Source organism: Acetobacterium paludosum (assembly GCF_008086595.1).
Lineage (GTDB): Bacteria > Bacillota > Clostridia > Eubacteriales > Eubacteriaceae > Acetobacterium > Acetobacterium paludosum.
In genome coordinates this window covers 42865-57495 of sequence record NZ_RXYA01000006.1, presented here as the reverse complement: position 1 = coordinate 57495, position 14631 = coordinate 42865, and the positions used below count along the sequence as shown (strand labels likewise).

The window sequence follows — 14631 nt, the reverse complement described above, 5'->3', positions numbered from 1 at the left end:
CTCACATGCGATTACTTTTATCTTCATCTTAAAAAATATTAATCAGGTTCTCTTTGTTTAAATCATGGCCTATTACCGTTATTCGGCCAGTGTGATCCGGTTCCGATGCTCTTATTTCAAATTGTCTGGGGACAAAATCAAACTCGATCCAATGATCACTATCCACCTGAACTTTTCCTTTTGATCGCACCACTTTTCCATATTTTTCTTCGTTTTTCAGCCCCTGAAAGATGCTTGTCAATTCATCTAAAGAATAAACTTTTGGTGTTTCAATGCCCCAGCTTGTAAACTCATCATGGTCATGGTCATGGGGCCGTTCGGGATCGTATTCAACTTCATCCGTTGTTATTTCAGTGAACGCTTCTTTCAATGTTTCCTGTTTTACATCCGCTTCTGACAGTTCAACCAATTCAATCCCATTTAGATCATCCCAGGGTGTTGTGATGATTTGCGCTTTTTCGTTGAGTTCTCTTATTTTTGAAACAACCACTTGCAGTTCTTCATCGTTAACGCTTTGGGTGCGGCTTAAAACGACCGTACTTGCATGGATAACCTGGTCTTCATAAAATTCACTGAATAAATTACTGAATTCTTCATACATCGTCACGTCAACGGCTGAAATAACCATGTTAAGCCGGGCATCATTTTCTGCTTCGACTTTTTTTACAATTTTAACGATTTCTGAAAGTTTTCCAACCCCGGAAGGTTCGATAATAATGCGTTCTGTTTCTTTTGCATCAATAATTTCGATCAATGTATCATTAAAATCATTCGCGGTTGAACAGCAAATGCAGCCCGCTTTTATTTCTTTTATTTCAATATTGAATTTTTTTAAGAATTCTCCATCAATGGGAATATCTCCAAATTCGTTTTCGATAATCATTACTTTTTTCGAGTACACTTTTTCGTCAATCAGCTTTTTAATTAAGGTCGTTTTCCCGGCACCAAAAAAGCCGGAAAAAATATCAATTTGTATCGTCATCATTCCACTTCCTAATCTATTTGTAATTATTTATAAATGATCATTAAATCTGTCTGATTTGCTGAATAATCCCAAATACACGTTAAGGTGAACACCCGTTTGGTGTTCACCTTAAGCGTGTGAATTTTCAGCAAACTCAAACACAAAATAGCTGTCTGAATCCCAAAATATTAATAATAATCACCAGATTTTGTAATCACTTTATAATTTTATCGTCCGTAGCGCTTAGATGCTTCAACCATCGCAGCGGCATTTAACAAGTTCCCATTTGGCGGGAATTCACAACCAGTGGAAAGAATGAATCCGGCATTATATTTTTTAAAGGTATCAATTTGATTTTTGCAATCTTCCAATACTTCATCCGCTGTAAAAACCAAACCTGTTTCGGCCGGATCAGAATAGCCAATCGTAATGACTTTATCTCCCCATGCTTTAGCATGCTCTTCCCAAGTTTTAGATCCATGGGCTGGATGAGCAACGGATATTGCAACAGGATCTGACCATTTTATGACTTCTTCAAAGTATACCCCATCACCGCAATTGTGGATGGATACCGCCGCCCCCGTTTTACGGATAGCATCAGTTATTCTTTTTAAATACGGTCCTTCAAATTTCTCCCAGGTCGTGTTTCTAAGAACAGTTCCTGAAGAATATAACGGATCGATACAAACTGAATGCGCGCCTGCTTCAACCTGGGCAATGGCATACTCCACCAGCACATCGGTTATTGTGTCAACCGCTGCTAAAACTTCATCGGGATGCTTAATGAGATCCACAAATAAGTTCTTATGGCCTCTAATCTGCGACAATACGCCTAATGGGCCATAAACAAATCCCAGAATTGCCACTTCATTTCCCTTTGCTGCGGAAAGGCCTTTGATAATATCAATGACTTGTTTCATCCGTTTTGTTTCTCGGGGGTTAATTTTTTTAATCTTGTTATAGTCGTCATAGGTTTTAATGAATTGGTTATTAAAATCCGGATAAGCGGTGCTGTATCTCGGGAAAATAAGTTCCTGGCCAAAATCAGCCGCTTCAACAGAAAGATCAACAAGCAATAGAAAGGCGTCCTGTCCAATTAATTCCTGTGCGGCAAGTAAACTTTGGGTTGCCAATTCTGCATCGTTGGACCATTTATCATATCGCGTTCCCAGAACTCTGTATGAGGCACCGCAAACGAGTGGCACTGCCGGTATTCGATCTACCTCTTTGCGTTCCAGAGTTCGGACAACCCTCTCCAGGGAAGTTAATTCTTCTTTTCTTTGTATCAATGACATATTTGATTTCCTCCTGTTAATAGTCTTTACACTGTATTTTCGTTTTACAGTCGTTTTATTCTATATTAGATCTCGTTTCCATAGGCTGCTACTAATCTATTTGCCAATTTTACCGCCTCTGCTGCATTTTCGGCGTATCCATCTGCGCCAATTTTATCTGCATAGCCCTGTGATATTGGACCGCCGCCGATTAATACTTTATAATCGTCTCTAATATCTTCTTCGTTTAGAATCTCAATTACTTCATTCATACCTTCCATTGTTGTTGTCATCAAAGTGGAGACCACAATAAATTCGGCCTTTTCCTCCTTAGCCTTTTCAACAAAGGTTGCCGGTGCAACATCTCTACCCAAATCGATAACATCAAAGCCGCCGGTTTCAAGCATGATCTTGACAAGATTTTTTCCAATATCATGGGTATCCCCTTCAATAACGCCAATCACTGCTTTTCGTTTGATCGCGTTATCTTTAGTTTTTATATGGGGTTTCAATATTTCCAATCCGGCATACATGGCATCAGAACAGATTAGCAGTTCTGGTACAAAATATTCTTCTTCATCAAAAAGTTTTCCGGCCTGATTCATCCCAACGGTCAATCCATTAACGATTGCCTCATATGCATCCAGGTTCTCAGCGATAACCTGTTTGCTGAGTGCAACTGTTTCTTCTTCTTCCATATTGAGCACAGCTTCAGCCAGTTTATTGTATAATTCCTCTTTGTTTATTGACATTCTAAGTCCTCCCTATATTTCATATATGTCATATCTTTCATATATGTTTTGTAAGGATAGTGTAAGTGATTCTTTTATATTTGTCAATCATTTTATTGTATTTTTTTTAATTTTTAACAACTACAAAATACGTTTCATAAAAAAATCCCCTAATTTAAAATATGATTTAAATTAGGGGCTAAAACAAAATATTTTACCTTGAAATAATTTTTACACTGAATTCACATAATTTTCACATAACTATCAACACTTGACCACATACAAGGGATAAACTAAGCGTAATGATTTAACACCGATTAATTAACTTTCCATAATTAATCAGTTTAATATAGATTGAAAAACAAACAATCCTCTCTCTCTCAAAAAAGAATCCTTTCTTTCCAAGGATTCTTTTTTATTTTGTCAACAAGCCTATTCTTCATTTATTTTAATTTTAGCCGGCACCCGGGCCGAAGGAACAAACTCCGATGTTGCATCCGTATGAATCGCCTGGTCGTCAAAATAAATATGGGCGCCAAAAGCCTTCAGGACATCCTGTTTTTCCATTCCGCCGAGAAAAAAAGCCTCATCAATCCGTACATCCCAGGCTCTTAGGGTTCGGATTACCCGTTCGTGAGCCGGTGCATTTCGAGCGGTTACCAATGCCGTTCGAATCGGAGCCTGATTTTTATCGAACTGCTTTTGAAGGGTGGACAGTGTTTTTAAAAATTTGGCAAAGGGTCCTTCCGGCAAAGGGTTCTTGGCATTTTTGGCCTCATATTCCTGAAAAGCTTCAATTCCCTGGGCCTGATAAATTTTTTCAGAAGCATCAGAAAAAAGAACCGCATCGCCATCAAAAGCAATTCGAATTTGATCAATTTCTTTTATTTTTTCGCTGGGCAGATGCTCAGTATAGATGATTCCGGCCGCTACTCCCGAGTTAATGGCCTCTTGAACATCTTCCTCGTTAGCTGATAAAAACAAGTCGGTTTGAAACGCCTCCAAATAAGGTGACAGAAAAGCCCCGCTGACCAAAGCGGCTCTAGTAATGTCCAGATTATAATATTTGATCGAGTTAAAAATCCGCAGACTGGTATCAGCACTGTTTTTGGACATAACAATAATTTCAGTTTTTCGTTTCTCCGGCTCGATCTCATTAAGATTAAGCAAAGCCCGGATTAAATCAAACCCAGTGCCGGGACTTAAAATATCGTTTTCGTGTTCAATTTGATATTGTGCATAGGCCTCAACGCCGTCTGTATTAAAAATCTGATTTTCTTCTTCTAAATCAAAAAGCGCCCGGGACGATATACCAACCACTAAACAGTTTTCAAATTTATGCATGATGCTTCGCTCCTCTGTTCATTTTTCTCTAATGCAATGGTCTTATTTCAGCGTGTCGTACATTCGAACATCTTCACTTATCCACAATTCTTTCATTTTCGCCGGTAATTGTGGATAAGTTTCTATTTATTTTATCATCTTTTATTCAAAACACCTATAAAAATCCCTTGATTCAGACAAAATAATCTTTTCAGTTTTTCTTTCTGATCTTTAAATTTTTACAATTGTTGAATAACCATCGCAATTTTTAACATATTCCATTCCCAAAGCCAAATCATCCAGACTGACGTAATGGGAAATAAGCGGTTTCACATTAATTTTTCCAGATTCCAGCAAGGCCTTCGCCTTCCGGCTATGAGCCCGGCTGGAACCGTAAGTTCCGATCACTGAAATTTCTTTATAATGAATCAGATTGATATCCGGCTGAACCCCTTCCTCATTAATAACCCCACTGAAATAGCCTAACTGTCCTTTTTTGCGTAAAATCTTCATAGCCAGGTTCAAGGCATTGGGTCCTGGGCAACAGGGGATAACCACATCCGCTCCCTGGTCTTTGGTGACAGCTTTTATCTGTTCAATGATATCTTCCTGTTTTTCGCCGAACACTTCATCAAAACCTAGTTCCAAACCTGACTTTCGACGCTCCTCATTTTTTTCAATAAGCAGTACTTTTTTTATCCCCGAAGCTTTTGCTACCAATAGATTAAGTACTCCCATGCGACCGCCACCGATAATAACCATCACTGATGATGGCTTCAGTTTAAGAGAATCCTGAATATTAACGCAACATGCCAACGGTTCAATAAATGAGATTTCTCCAAAATTCAGATCATCATTGTCGATGACATTAAGAATTTTTCCCTTAACTCCTTCTGAAGGAATTCTCAAAAATTCCTGAAAACCGCCATCCAAATTAAATCCCATAATCTGGACTTGGTCGCATAAATTATCCGATCTTTCTTTACAGTATTCACATTTTCCACAGACAATTTTCGGATGAACATGAACCCGCTGCCCAACCTGATAACCAACTGCCTCTTTACCCTTTTGGGTGATAATTCCGGCTATTTCACGACCCAGTACTCTTGGATATACAAGATCTCGCTGACCCAGGGTAGCGCATCTAATATCCATTTTGCCAATATTACACACTTTTATCTTAACCAAAATCTCATCATCCCCACATACGGGCATCTCCAGGTCATTTATTTCCAATTTTCCTGCTTTTTCTAAAACTGCTGCTTTCATTCTTATCCACCCTTTTCATATTTCTATCGATCAAATTCTAACTAAAAAACAAAAAAGCCTACACTAATAAAAGTGTAGACTTTCCACATCTGACATAATCTGGTTTTTCCGGCAGGTCTTCTGACTTATGATCATCGCTCCTGTCGCCTTCCCGTCTTTTACAACAGTGGCAATATAACAGCAACTCCCAATTCACAGCGGTGGGCCCGTATAAGTATTTCACTTATTTTATTTCCCTATTCTCCCCGAAAGGCACCCGAAAAACAATCATTTAATTACTAGCATTATAACACATTTGGATCTTTTGTAAATAGTGCTGTGATCAATTTTTCAGACAAAACTGAGTACATCCCCCCTTCATCTTGACAAATTTTCTTTCCATGATATAATGCGATAAATTGAATATTTATTTGCGGGGGGACTAGATGCTAGTTGAGAAGGTTAAAACCTGACCCTTTGAACCTGTTAGTTAATACTAACGTAGGGAAGCAGAGCGTTTCGGCTAATATTATTAATCAAGTGCTTTTAGTGCCTTCCTGAATGGGAAAGCACTTTTTTTTATGCAAAAAACAAATTCGAAAGGAACAACCGATGAAAAACTACAAAACGCAAATGGAAGCGGCTAAAAAAGGCATCATTACCCCAGAAATGCTAATCGTGGCTAAAAAAGAATTCATGGAACCCGAAAAACTCAGGGGACTGATTGCCTGTGGTCAGGTTGCCATTCCGGCAAATATTAACCATACATCACTCTCCCCAGAGGGTATCGGCACCGGACTGAGCACAAAAATCAATGTCAATCTGGGGGTTTCCGGAGACTGTAAAAATTATGATATTGAACTGGAAAAGGTTAAGCTCGCTCTGAAATTTGGCGCTGAAGCCATCATGGATTTAAGCAATTATGGGAAAACCAACACCTTTCGCAACCAACTCATAAAAATTTCTCCAGCCATGATCGGCACCGTTCCGATGTACGATGCCATTGGTTATCTGGAAAAAGACTTATTGGAAATCACCCCCCAGGATTTTATGAAAGTCGTCCGCTCGCATGCTGAAGAAGGGGTTGATTTTATGACCATCCACGCCGGCATCAATAAACGGGCCATTGAAGCCTTTAAGCGTACCGGCCGAAAAATGAATATCGTTTCCCGGGGCGGTTCCCTGCTCTTTGCCTGGATGGAAATGACCGGAAATGAAAATCCCTTCTATGAATACTATGATGAATTTCTGGAAATTCTTCGGGAATTCGACGTTACCATCAGTCTTGGTGATGCATTAAGACCGGGCTGCATTGATGACAGTTCCGATGCCTCACAGCTCAGCGAACTAATCGAGCTGGGCCAGCTTACCAAACGGGCCTGGGAAAAAGATGTTCAGGTTATGGTTGAAGGCCCCGGACATATGGCAATGAATGAAATCGCGGCCAATATGACCATTCAGAAACGGCTGTGCCATGGTGCCCCTTTCTATGTTTTAGGCCCCTTGGTAACCGACATCGCCCCGGGGTATGACCATATTACCTCCGCCATTGGCGGTGCCATCGCCGCCGCCAGCGGTGCGGATTTTCTTTGCTACGTCACCCCGGCAGAACACTTGCGGCTCCCGGATATCAATGATGTAAAAGAGGGTATTATTGCCAGCAAAATTGCCGCGCACGCCGCAGATATCGCCAAAGGCGTGCCTCATGCCCGAGAAATCGATAATAACATGGCGGAAGCTCGTCATAAACTCGATTGGGATGCCATGTTTGAACTTGCAATTGATTCCGAAAAAGCAAGAGCCTATTACGAAAGCGCCTCTCCTGCCGAAAAACACACCTGCACCATGTGTGGGAAAATGTGCGCCGTGAAAACCACCAATATGATTTTAGAAGGAAAAACGGTCGAATTTTATTCTGAAAATTAAGCACTAAAGTTAAAGGCCAATTGTTTTATCGCAGTGCGCCGCACTGCGATAAAACAATTGGCCTTTAATGGCTGTTTACAATTCCCGGGCTATTTCATAGGCATCCCAAATGGCATACATGATATTGTTCACATGCCGGGAGTCCCCAATATTGTATACCGGAACCTTGCTATCCACATTAATCTGCTTGTACAAATGATTTTCAGCTCTATAACCAATGGCAATAATCACGGTATCCGCTAAAAGTTTGACCTCGCCATCTTGAGTCACCAGTGTAATAAGGTCTTTTTCAACGCTGGAAACCTGAGTGCTTTTATAAATTTCAACCTGATGATAGGTTAATTCATCTTTTAACATATCGTAATTCATAAACGGCATACCATGGGGGCCCCCGGCTATATCCGGCGCCATCTCAACGATCGTGACGTCTTTCCCCTGCTGGGCCAGCCACAACCCCGTTTCACAGCCAACCAATCCGCCGCCGATAATCAGGACTTTTTGGCCCACCGGCTTTGTTCCCAGCAAGGCCTCGCTGGCCGTGATCATTTCTCTTTCATTCCCGAAATTTCCGGCAATTGGCTGGGACCCGGTTGCTACCACAACGATTTCATCCCCCTGGATTTCGATCCGCTCTTTATTCATCGTTATGTTTTTCTTAACCATGACCTGCAGAAGCTCAAGTTGTCTTTCATACCAGGCCAAAAGCTTTTTATCATTTATTTTAAAATCCGGCACGCTTCCGGGGATTAAGTTTCCCCCCAGCTTATCCGATTTTTCACAGAGTGTCACATTATGCCCACGGATGGCGCAAACCCGGGCGACTTCCATTCCGGCCAGTCCCCCGCCAATGACCAGAACATTTTTCTTCTGCTTTGCCGGTTCAATGCCATATATCTTTTCTCGCCCGACTTCCGGATTAACTGCACAACACAGCGGCCCATGGGATATTCTCCCCAGACAGCCTTCATGACAGGACAAGCACGGACGGATCTCATCTAAACGTCCCTGTCTGACCTTTTCCGGATAATCGGGATCCGACAGAAGCGGCCGGCCATAGCTGACAATATCGCATGAATCGCCAATAGCCGCACAGGCCATATCCGGGTCATCCATGCGACCGGCTAAAATAATCGGCACGCTAACCTGGTGTTTTAAAATTCTTCCAAACTCACGATACATGCCGCCTTCCTTAAAGTACATCGGCGGATGGTTCCAATACCAGGAGTCGTAGGTTCCCGCATCCACGTTCAGGGCATCGTATCCTGCCGCAGCCAATAGTTTGGCGGCCGCGATTCCTTCGGCAGTATCTTTTCCGACTTCAGCAAATTTTTCTCCCGGCAAGGCCCCCTGGCGTAAACCTTTCATAAAGCTTTTGAGGCTGTAACGCAGGGTAACCGGATAGTCTGCGCCGCAAACACCTTTTATGGCCTTCACAATCTCGGTTGCAAATCTTAACCGATTTTCTAAACTGCCGCCATAATCATCGGTTCTCTTATTGAAAAAGGAAATGGCAAATTGATCGAGCAGATAGCCTTCGTGAACTGCATGAACTTCCACACCATCAAAACCCGCAGCTTTTGCGACTGAAGCCGCGATCGCAAATTTATTGATAACCTCCTGGATTTCTTCAACGGTCATCTCTCTGTGAATAATGGCAGGTTCCCAGCGATTTTCCTGCTTGGACGGGGCAATATGCTTACCAACAAATCCCGGTATCGCACTTCTCCCCAGTCCGCCTGTCAATTGCATAATAATCTTCGCTCCATATGCATGAATCCGTTCGTTCATCTGCGTTCCCGCATAAATAAACGCCAATGGATTGATGGTGGGACAGGGAATGACGGGTTTTGTCATATCCTCTACCTCTAAATCAACACTGCAAATTCCGGTAATAATGAGACCGACTCCGCCTTTTGCCCGTTCGACATAATAATCCTGCCCTCTTTGATTAAATGCTCCATTGTCATCCGCAAAACCGATTGGTCCCATGGGTGCCATGGATATTTTGTTTTTAATCTTAAGTTTTCCGATATAAGTTGGTTGAAATAGTTTTGAATACCTGTTTTCCATTAACAATTCCCCTTTCCGTTCTAATTTGCCCAAAAGCAATCACTAAATGAGTACCTGACTCACTTTAATTTTTTCTTTTATAAATTTTTTCAAAAACCACCTTCTTAAACTCAAGAAACCCTTCCTCTGATAATTCTTCGGGAAAGCTCATGATTCTAAGCAGTATTTCTTTCTCTCCGTCGCCTCTTAAAATTGGTTGATGATAACCAAATTCAGATAGAAAGAAGCCCATTCTTTTATAAAAATTGATCCGCCGTTTTCCAATTTCCGTTTCATTGTCTTCCACTTCAACCATCACGGGTTTGGTTGCCTTTTTTAAATACTCTTCCAGCATTTTCGAACCGATTCCAAGTCCCCGGAGTTCTTTTTCAACCGCAAAATGTTCAATAAAAACAAAGGTTTCAAGATCCCACTCAGCAATAAAACCACCGATGTCATCCTTGTTATTTGGGGAAATCAAAATCCGGTAATTGCCCTTGTTTAATTGCTCCCGGCCACTTTCGCATGTTCTGATTTCTTCCTTCTCAAAAGCAACTTCCATTAAATGATATATTTTTTCATAATCTTTTTCTTCTAATTCGGTTAATACTATTCCCATTTCAAGCTCCTGTTATTGCGTCTCGATCCGAACGTCTCCTATAATTGTTCCAGGATTTCCGCCACATCAGGAAGCGTATGAATTTCATATAATTTTGCCCATATTACCATGCCATTCTCGTCAATGAGAATGTTTGCTCGCTCTGATGACCCACGGTCTTCTCTGAAGATCCCGTATTTTCTTGAGACTTCTCCCAGCGGATTAAAGTCCGCCAGAATCTTTATGTTGTTCAAACACAGTACTCTTGCCCATACCGATTTACTCGGCTGAGAATCAATACTTAAACCCAATACCACCGTATTCTTTTCTTCAAACTGTTTAAAATTTCTTTCCAAAGATCTCATTTGATCCGTACACACTGCCGTCCATGCTAATGGGTGCCATGATAAAAGAACTTTCTTACCTTTGAACAAACTGAGCGATATTTCTTTTTCACTTTGGTCCTGTAATTTAAAATCGGGTGCCTTTTCTCCTACTTTAATAATGTTAGCCATTTTTTCCTCCTTATATTTTTAAAGCCTTACTACCTCAAACTAATCGGTTAATCTTTTTTAATCGCTGCTTCTCTGCTTCTCAGCCGAAATGACATCACTTAAATTAATTATAGCCATTTATCTAATTTTTAATCAGCTAAACCGCACTCTTATCGTAGAATGACATCACTCTTCAAGTTGAACGGGCTGACTTCTCATTTTTCGATACTCTATCAAAGTCAGACCAATCATCACCGCATCTAAAATAGAAAGAGCGATCAAAAACCATGATGGGCTGATGATGTATCGGTATAACTGATAGAGTATAAATAATGCTAATGCGCCTATCGTAAGAGGATAGGCCCAACTTTTTCTTCGCCATAACAGAAAAATAAGAATGCATTTGATCAGACCATGGGATAACAGATAGAAAGCCCCAAAATGTTGTGTACTGACTGAAAAGCTGTGACTTAGATTGATTAACGCATTTGCCACGATATCATTTGGATCCTGAGATAATTCATTTTGCGTCAATAAAACAATGATATAATTCAGTCTGTCTGGGTTTAAAAACAAGAACAATATGCCGCCAATCATCTCCAATAAACCGTTTAAACCTTTTAGGATCAGCCCAAGTTCAAATCCCAGATGAAAAAGGTCTTTCGGTTTGGTACTTTTTTTTATCAATACGATCAACTCCAGACTAAAAATGATTATTGCAAAACCAGCTTGCTGACAAATAACTTTTTTTCAGTATATCATGAACAATTTATTAAAACATGAATAGTCTTAAGCTTTTTAATTGATTAATTATATAAGCTTTATCTTTTGATTTAAAATATGGTAAACTAGCACTATAAAAAAAGATCACAGTGCCATTAGAAATTATCTTAATCTAAATTAAAAGGAGACCGAAAATGACAAAAATAAATCCTGAAGCAAGCTATCCAATCGATTCTGAAGTCTTTACAACGGTTGAACGAACGATTGTTCCTGTTCCGATCCCCTCATCTGCCCCTAAAGTTCCGATCCATGAGCTCTCAAAATATTCGCAGTATGGCTATGGTCAATGGCAATATGGCGACGGACTTGATTATGAAAAGCGACTGGATCTCATGCCCGCTGCTTACGACCATTCATTAGTTGCTGAGCCGATGCGACTTTTGAATTTCTTTACCATGACCGATATTCACCTGACTGACAAAGAATCTCCTGCCCAGGTTCCTTATTATGGCTACGAATGGGGCGTTATTTCTGGTTATTCCGGAATTATGCTGTATACCACCCATGTCCTTGATGCCGCCGTCCAGACCGTCAATGCCCTTCACCAGAAAAAGTCATTTGATTTCGGAATTTCCCTGGGTGATGACTGCAACTGCACCCAGCACAACGAGCTTCGCTGGTTTATTGATGTCCTTGACGGCCAGCTCATCAATCCGTGTTCTGGCGCGAAAGATGATCCCATTCCCGGACCGCTTAATGACTACCAGGATGAATACCAGGCCGCTGGGCTTGACAAATCGATCCCCTGGTATCAGGTCCTTGGCAACCACGATCATTTCTGGATGGGTATGTTTCCCCCGGATGACTACATCCGCGAGACCCTGATTGGCGACACCATCATCAATATGGATAATATCTTCACCTCCGGTGCCGGCATCAACGGCCGAGGCTATTACATGGGCTCAATCGATGGCCGAACCCCATACGGCGACATCATCGGCGCCGGTCCGGTTTCCGACTTTCCGGATGGTGCCCCAACAATACCCGCGGATCCCAATCGCCGCTCGCTTTTTCGACACGAGTGGTTCAGCGAATTTTTCGATACCACCACCGAACCAAAAGGACACGGCTTCAATGAATCCCACGCCGCCAGTGGATTCGGCTGCTACAGCTTTGAACCAAAATCCGATGTGCCCATTAAGGTCATCGTCGTTGATGACACTCAGCGTGATGAAGATCCCAGCGGCCCTTATGGCAATGGCAAGGGCTCGCTTGACGCGGAACGCTATGAATGGCTTGTCAACGAACTGGACAAAGGTCAGGCTGAAGATAAACTGATGATTATCGCCATGCACATCCCCATCGGCGCTAATCCTGAAAGCAGCGGTCTCAATGCTTTAATGACCTTCAGCCAATACGCTGTTGTCACTGAAGAAGAGCTCATTGCTAAACTTCATACCTATCCAAACCTGATTCTGATCGTTGCCGGACACCGCCATCTCAATATGGTGACCGCACTGAAATCACCGGACGACAGCCGGCCGGAACTTGGCTTCTGGGAAGTCGAGACCTCATCGCTGAGAGAATTTCCCCAGCAGTTTCGCACCATCGAGGTCGTCAACAACAACAACGATACCATTTCGATCTTTGCGACAGATGTTGATCCGGCTGTCAAGGAAGGCTCCTTTGCCGATATCTCCCGGACCTATGCTCTTGCCGCTGAGCAGATCTTCAAACTGCCAACCGAAAACCGCTCTTACAACGCCGAACTGGTTGTCCAATTGAGTCCAGAAATGCAGGCTAAACTGTCAGCCTTATAATCATAACGGTTAAAACCCAAGACCCCCCTTTTCAAAAAATGAAAAGGGGGGTCTTGGCATGAATAGATACTCTGAAGTTGGTAAAAAGCTATTGTTATGATTCAAAACCAAACAAATATGTTTCTATTCTGCCACCGGTTTTCATCAGCCTTTAGATCCCAGATGCATTAATAACAAAAGTCCGATAATTAATTTTTTTCCAGTCCGATACCTTAAATCCATGCTTCAATAACAATTCATGAATTTCTTTTTTTCCATAAATTCGAAAATCTCCTGAATTGCTCCATTTCAAACCCCAATTCAAAAATTTTAGATACCATTCAAAAGGTGCTGTCGGATCACCCAATACCAATGTTCCCTTCGGTTTTAAAACCCTGCGGATCTCCAGCAATACCCGATCCGGATTTGGGTAATGGTGAAACGAGGCATTGCACACGATAATATCAAATTGATTATCATCATACGGCAGTTGTTCAGCATCTCCGACTTTTAATTCTACCCTTGCCCCTAATTTTTCTTTTGCTGATTCGATCATGTTTTCAGATAAATCAAGGCCATATAAATCCGCGTCTGATTTTAGCTTTATTTTTTCCAGAATGTTTCCATTGCCACAACCTAAATCTAAAATTGACTTGGGGTTGGCCGCTAGAACTCTCTCAACAATTTCGTCATACATGCATTTTACAAATTTTCCATCATAACTGTTGTTATAATCTTCCGCACTCTCATCAAAATGTTTTTTCGTTGCTTGTTTTGCTTTTTCTTGGCTCATTAATTTTCTCCTTCATTAAATTTTTATCATTGACATTAATTCATTCGATGTTTAAATAATAACCCCGATTGAAATAAGCCGGGGGTTGTTGTTTATATTGATAATTTCACTAACGAACATCACTCTTCTAAGATAGAATTTTTTTTAATATTTTATCTATCTTGCTCACCTTTTCTGCCGTTGTTATTGTCTCATCATTAATAATTGGCATTTGGCCATACAGAATGAACTTTGCCACACTTTCGGTGTCGTCAATCTGAATTTCCCCTTGTTTCTTCATGTTCTCTAAAAAATTTATCATGTGTGGCATAACAATTTTTAACATCACTAACTCCAATTGCTGATGAAACATCACATTTTCAGCCTGATGAAAGAAATCATGATATTTCTCTTTGCCGTCTGTCGTAATAAAATTTTTTTCCAGTCGTTCGATATACCCTTCCAGCGTCAACCCTTCCTGTCTCAGGATCTGAATCACTGGTGCACTGCATTCCTTCGCATACATTTCCACTGCTGTTTCATATAACTCATGCTTTGACTTAAAATACCGATAACACAGACCCGAAACCACATTCATTTCCTTCGCAATATCTGTCATGGAGGTAGCTTCATAGCCTTTTCTGGCAAAAACTTTCATTGCCGTATCAATTATTTCCTGTTTTCTTACTTCCGGTTCTTTTGAAATTCGCATAAGCACCTCCCGATAAAA

The 14631-nt window shown here is 41.2% G+C and carries 13 protein-coding genes and 2 riboswitches; of the genes, 2 read left to right on the top strand and 11 right to left on the bottom strand.

Features of this window, described 5'->3' with window-relative positions; translation table 11 throughout:
• Positions 1 to 28: 28 nt before the first annotated feature.
• The 5 genes from FZC41_RS07710 to FZC41_RS07690 form a co-directional block, all read right to left on the bottom strand.
• On the bottom strand, positions 29 to 985 hold the full coding sequence (locus FZC41_RS07710) for a CobW family GTP-binding protein (RefSeq protein ID WP_148566827.1): 957 nt from the start codon (positions 983 to 985) through the stop codon (positions 29 to 31).
• Positions 986 to 1191: 206 nt separating this feature from the next.
• Positions 1192 to 2259 (bottom strand): uroporphyrinogen decarboxylase family protein, encoded by a 1068-nt coding sequence (locus FZC41_RS07705; protein ID WP_148566826.1) that lies wholly within the window; start codon positions 2257 to 2259, stop codon positions 1192 to 1194.
• A 65-nt stretch (positions 2260 to 2324) separates the two neighbouring features.
• The gene (locus FZC41_RS07700) at positions 2325 to 2990 is read right to left on the bottom strand and encodes a corrinoid protein (protein WP_148566825.1); all 666 of its coding nucleotides are present in this window, start codon (positions 2988 to 2990) and stop codon (positions 2325 to 2327) included.
• 411 nt (positions 2991 to 3401) lie between these two features.
• On the bottom strand, positions 3402 to 4313 hold the full coding sequence (locus FZC41_RS07695) for a 5'-nucleotidase (protein ID WP_148566824.1): 912 nt from the start codon (positions 4311 to 4313) through the stop codon (positions 3402 to 3404).
• Between the two features lie 210 nt (positions 4314 to 4523).
• Positions 4524 to 5561 carry a zinc-binding dehydrogenase gene (locus tag FZC41_RS07690; protein ID WP_148566823.1) on the bottom strand — a complete coding sequence of 346 codons (1038 nt, stop codon included), beginning with the start codon at positions 5559 to 5561 and terminating at the stop codon, positions 4524 to 4526.
• 93 nt (positions 5562 to 5654) lie between these two features.
• Positions 5655 to 5836: riboswitch (cobalamin riboswitch) on the bottom strand.
• A gap of 129 nt (positions 5837 to 5965) precedes the next feature.
• Positions 5966 to 6066, top strand: a riboswitch (TPP riboswitch).
• 86 nt (positions 6067 to 6152) lie between these two features.
• Here FZC41_RS07690 and thiC point away from each other — a divergent pair.
• On the top strand, positions 6153 to 7466 hold the full coding sequence (gene thiC, locus FZC41_RS07685; protein WP_148566822.1) for a phosphomethylpyrimidine synthase ThiC: 1314 nt from the start codon (positions 6153 to 6155) through the stop codon (positions 7464 to 7466).
• Between the two features lie 75 nt (positions 7467 to 7541).
• Here the strand turns inward: thiC and FZC41_RS07680 are convergent, their stop codons facing one another.
• The 4 genes from FZC41_RS07680 to FZC41_RS07665 form a co-directional block, all read right to left on the bottom strand.
• On the bottom strand, positions 7542 to 9536 hold the full coding sequence (locus FZC41_RS07680; protein ID WP_148566821.1) for an FAD-dependent oxidoreductase: 1995 nt from the start codon (positions 9534 to 9536) through the stop codon (positions 7542 to 7544).
• 64 nt (positions 9537 to 9600) lie between these two features.
• Entirely contained in the window at positions 9601 to 10134 is a 534-nt protein-coding gene (locus FZC41_RS07675; RefSeq protein WP_148566820.1) for a GNAT family N-acetyltransferase, read from the bottom strand.
• A 38-nt stretch (positions 10135 to 10172) separates the two neighbouring features.
• Positions 10173 to 10628 carry a redoxin domain-containing protein gene (locus tag FZC41_RS07670; RefSeq protein ID WP_148566819.1) on the bottom strand — a complete coding sequence of 152 codons (456 nt, stop codon included), beginning with the start codon at positions 10626 to 10628 and terminating at the stop codon, positions 10173 to 10175.
• A 165-nt stretch (positions 10629 to 10793) separates the two neighbouring features.
• Entirely contained in the window at positions 10794 to 11294 is a 501-nt protein-coding gene (locus FZC41_RS07665) for a DUF2127 domain-containing protein (protein WP_243167692.1), read from the bottom strand.
• Between the two features lie 230 nt (positions 11295 to 11524).
• On the opposite strand from FZC41_RS07665, the gene FZC41_RS07660 reads away from it, so the two are divergent.
• Complete coding sequence (locus tag FZC41_RS07660) at positions 11525 to 13150, top strand: TIGR03768 family metallophosphoesterase (protein ID WP_148566818.1); 1626 nt, start codon at positions 11525 to 11527, stop codon at positions 13148 to 13150.
• Between the two features lie 151 nt (positions 13151 to 13301).
• On the opposite strand, the gene FZC41_RS07655 is transcribed toward FZC41_RS07660, so the two are convergent.
• Both FZC41_RS07655 and FZC41_RS07650 read right to left on the bottom strand, forming a co-directional pair.
• On the bottom strand, positions 13302 to 13922 hold the full coding sequence (locus FZC41_RS07655) for a class I SAM-dependent methyltransferase (protein ID WP_148566817.1): 621 nt from the start codon (positions 13920 to 13922) through the stop codon (positions 13302 to 13304).
• A gap of 127 nt (positions 13923 to 14049) precedes the next feature.
• On the bottom strand, positions 14050 to 14613 hold the full coding sequence (locus FZC41_RS07650) for a TetR/AcrR family transcriptional regulator (RefSeq protein ID WP_148566816.1): 564 nt from the start codon (positions 14611 to 14613) through the stop codon (positions 14050 to 14052).
• Positions 14614 to 14631 lie beyond the last annotated feature (18 nt).

Coding starts and splice junctions, on each gene's coding strand:
- FZC41_RS07690 (WP_148566823.1), bottom strand. CDS start 5,561: ATGAAAGCAGCAGTTTTAGAAAAAGCAGGAAAATTGGAAATAAATGAC.
- FZC41_RS07710 (WP_148566827.1), bottom strand. CDS start 985: ATGATGACGATACAAATTGATATTTTTTCCGGCTTTTTTGGTGCCGGG.
- FZC41_RS07680 (WP_148566821.1), bottom strand. CDS start 9,536: ATGGAAAACAGGTATTCAAAACTATTTCAACCAACTTATATCGGAAAA.
- FZC41_RS07655 (WP_148566817.1), bottom strand. CDS start 13,922: ATGAGCCAAGAAAAAGCAAAACAAGCAACGAAAAAACATTTTGATGAG.
- FZC41_RS07670 (WP_148566819.1), bottom strand. CDS start 10,628: ATGGCTAACATTATTAAAGTAGGAGAAAAGGCACCCGATTTTAAATTA.
- FZC41_RS07675 (WP_148566820.1), bottom strand. CDS start 10,134: ATGGGAATAGTATTAACCGAATTAGAAGAAAAAGATTATGAAAAAATA.
- FZC41_RS07695 (WP_148566824.1), bottom strand. CDS start 4,313: ATGCATAAATTTGAAAACTGTTTAGTGGTTGGTATATCGTCCCGGGCG.
- FZC41_RS07650 (WP_148566816.1), bottom strand. CDS start 14,613: ATGCGAATTTCAAAAGAACCGGAAGTAAGAAAACAGGAAATAATTGAT.
- FZC41_RS07700 (WP_148566825.1), bottom strand. CDS start 2,990: ATGTCAATAAACAAAGAGGAATTATACAATAAACTGGCTGAAGCTGTG.
- FZC41_RS07660 (WP_148566818.1), top strand. CDS start 11,525: ATGACAAAAATAAATCCTGAAGCAAGCTATCCAATCGATTCTGAAGTC.
- FZC41_RS07705 (WP_148566826.1), bottom strand. CDS start 2,259: ATGTCATTGATACAAAGAAAAGAAGAATTAACTTCCCTGGAGAGGGTT.
- thiC (WP_148566822.1), top strand. CDS start 6,153: ATGAAAAACTACAAAACGCAAATGGAAGCGGCTAAAAAAGGCATCATT.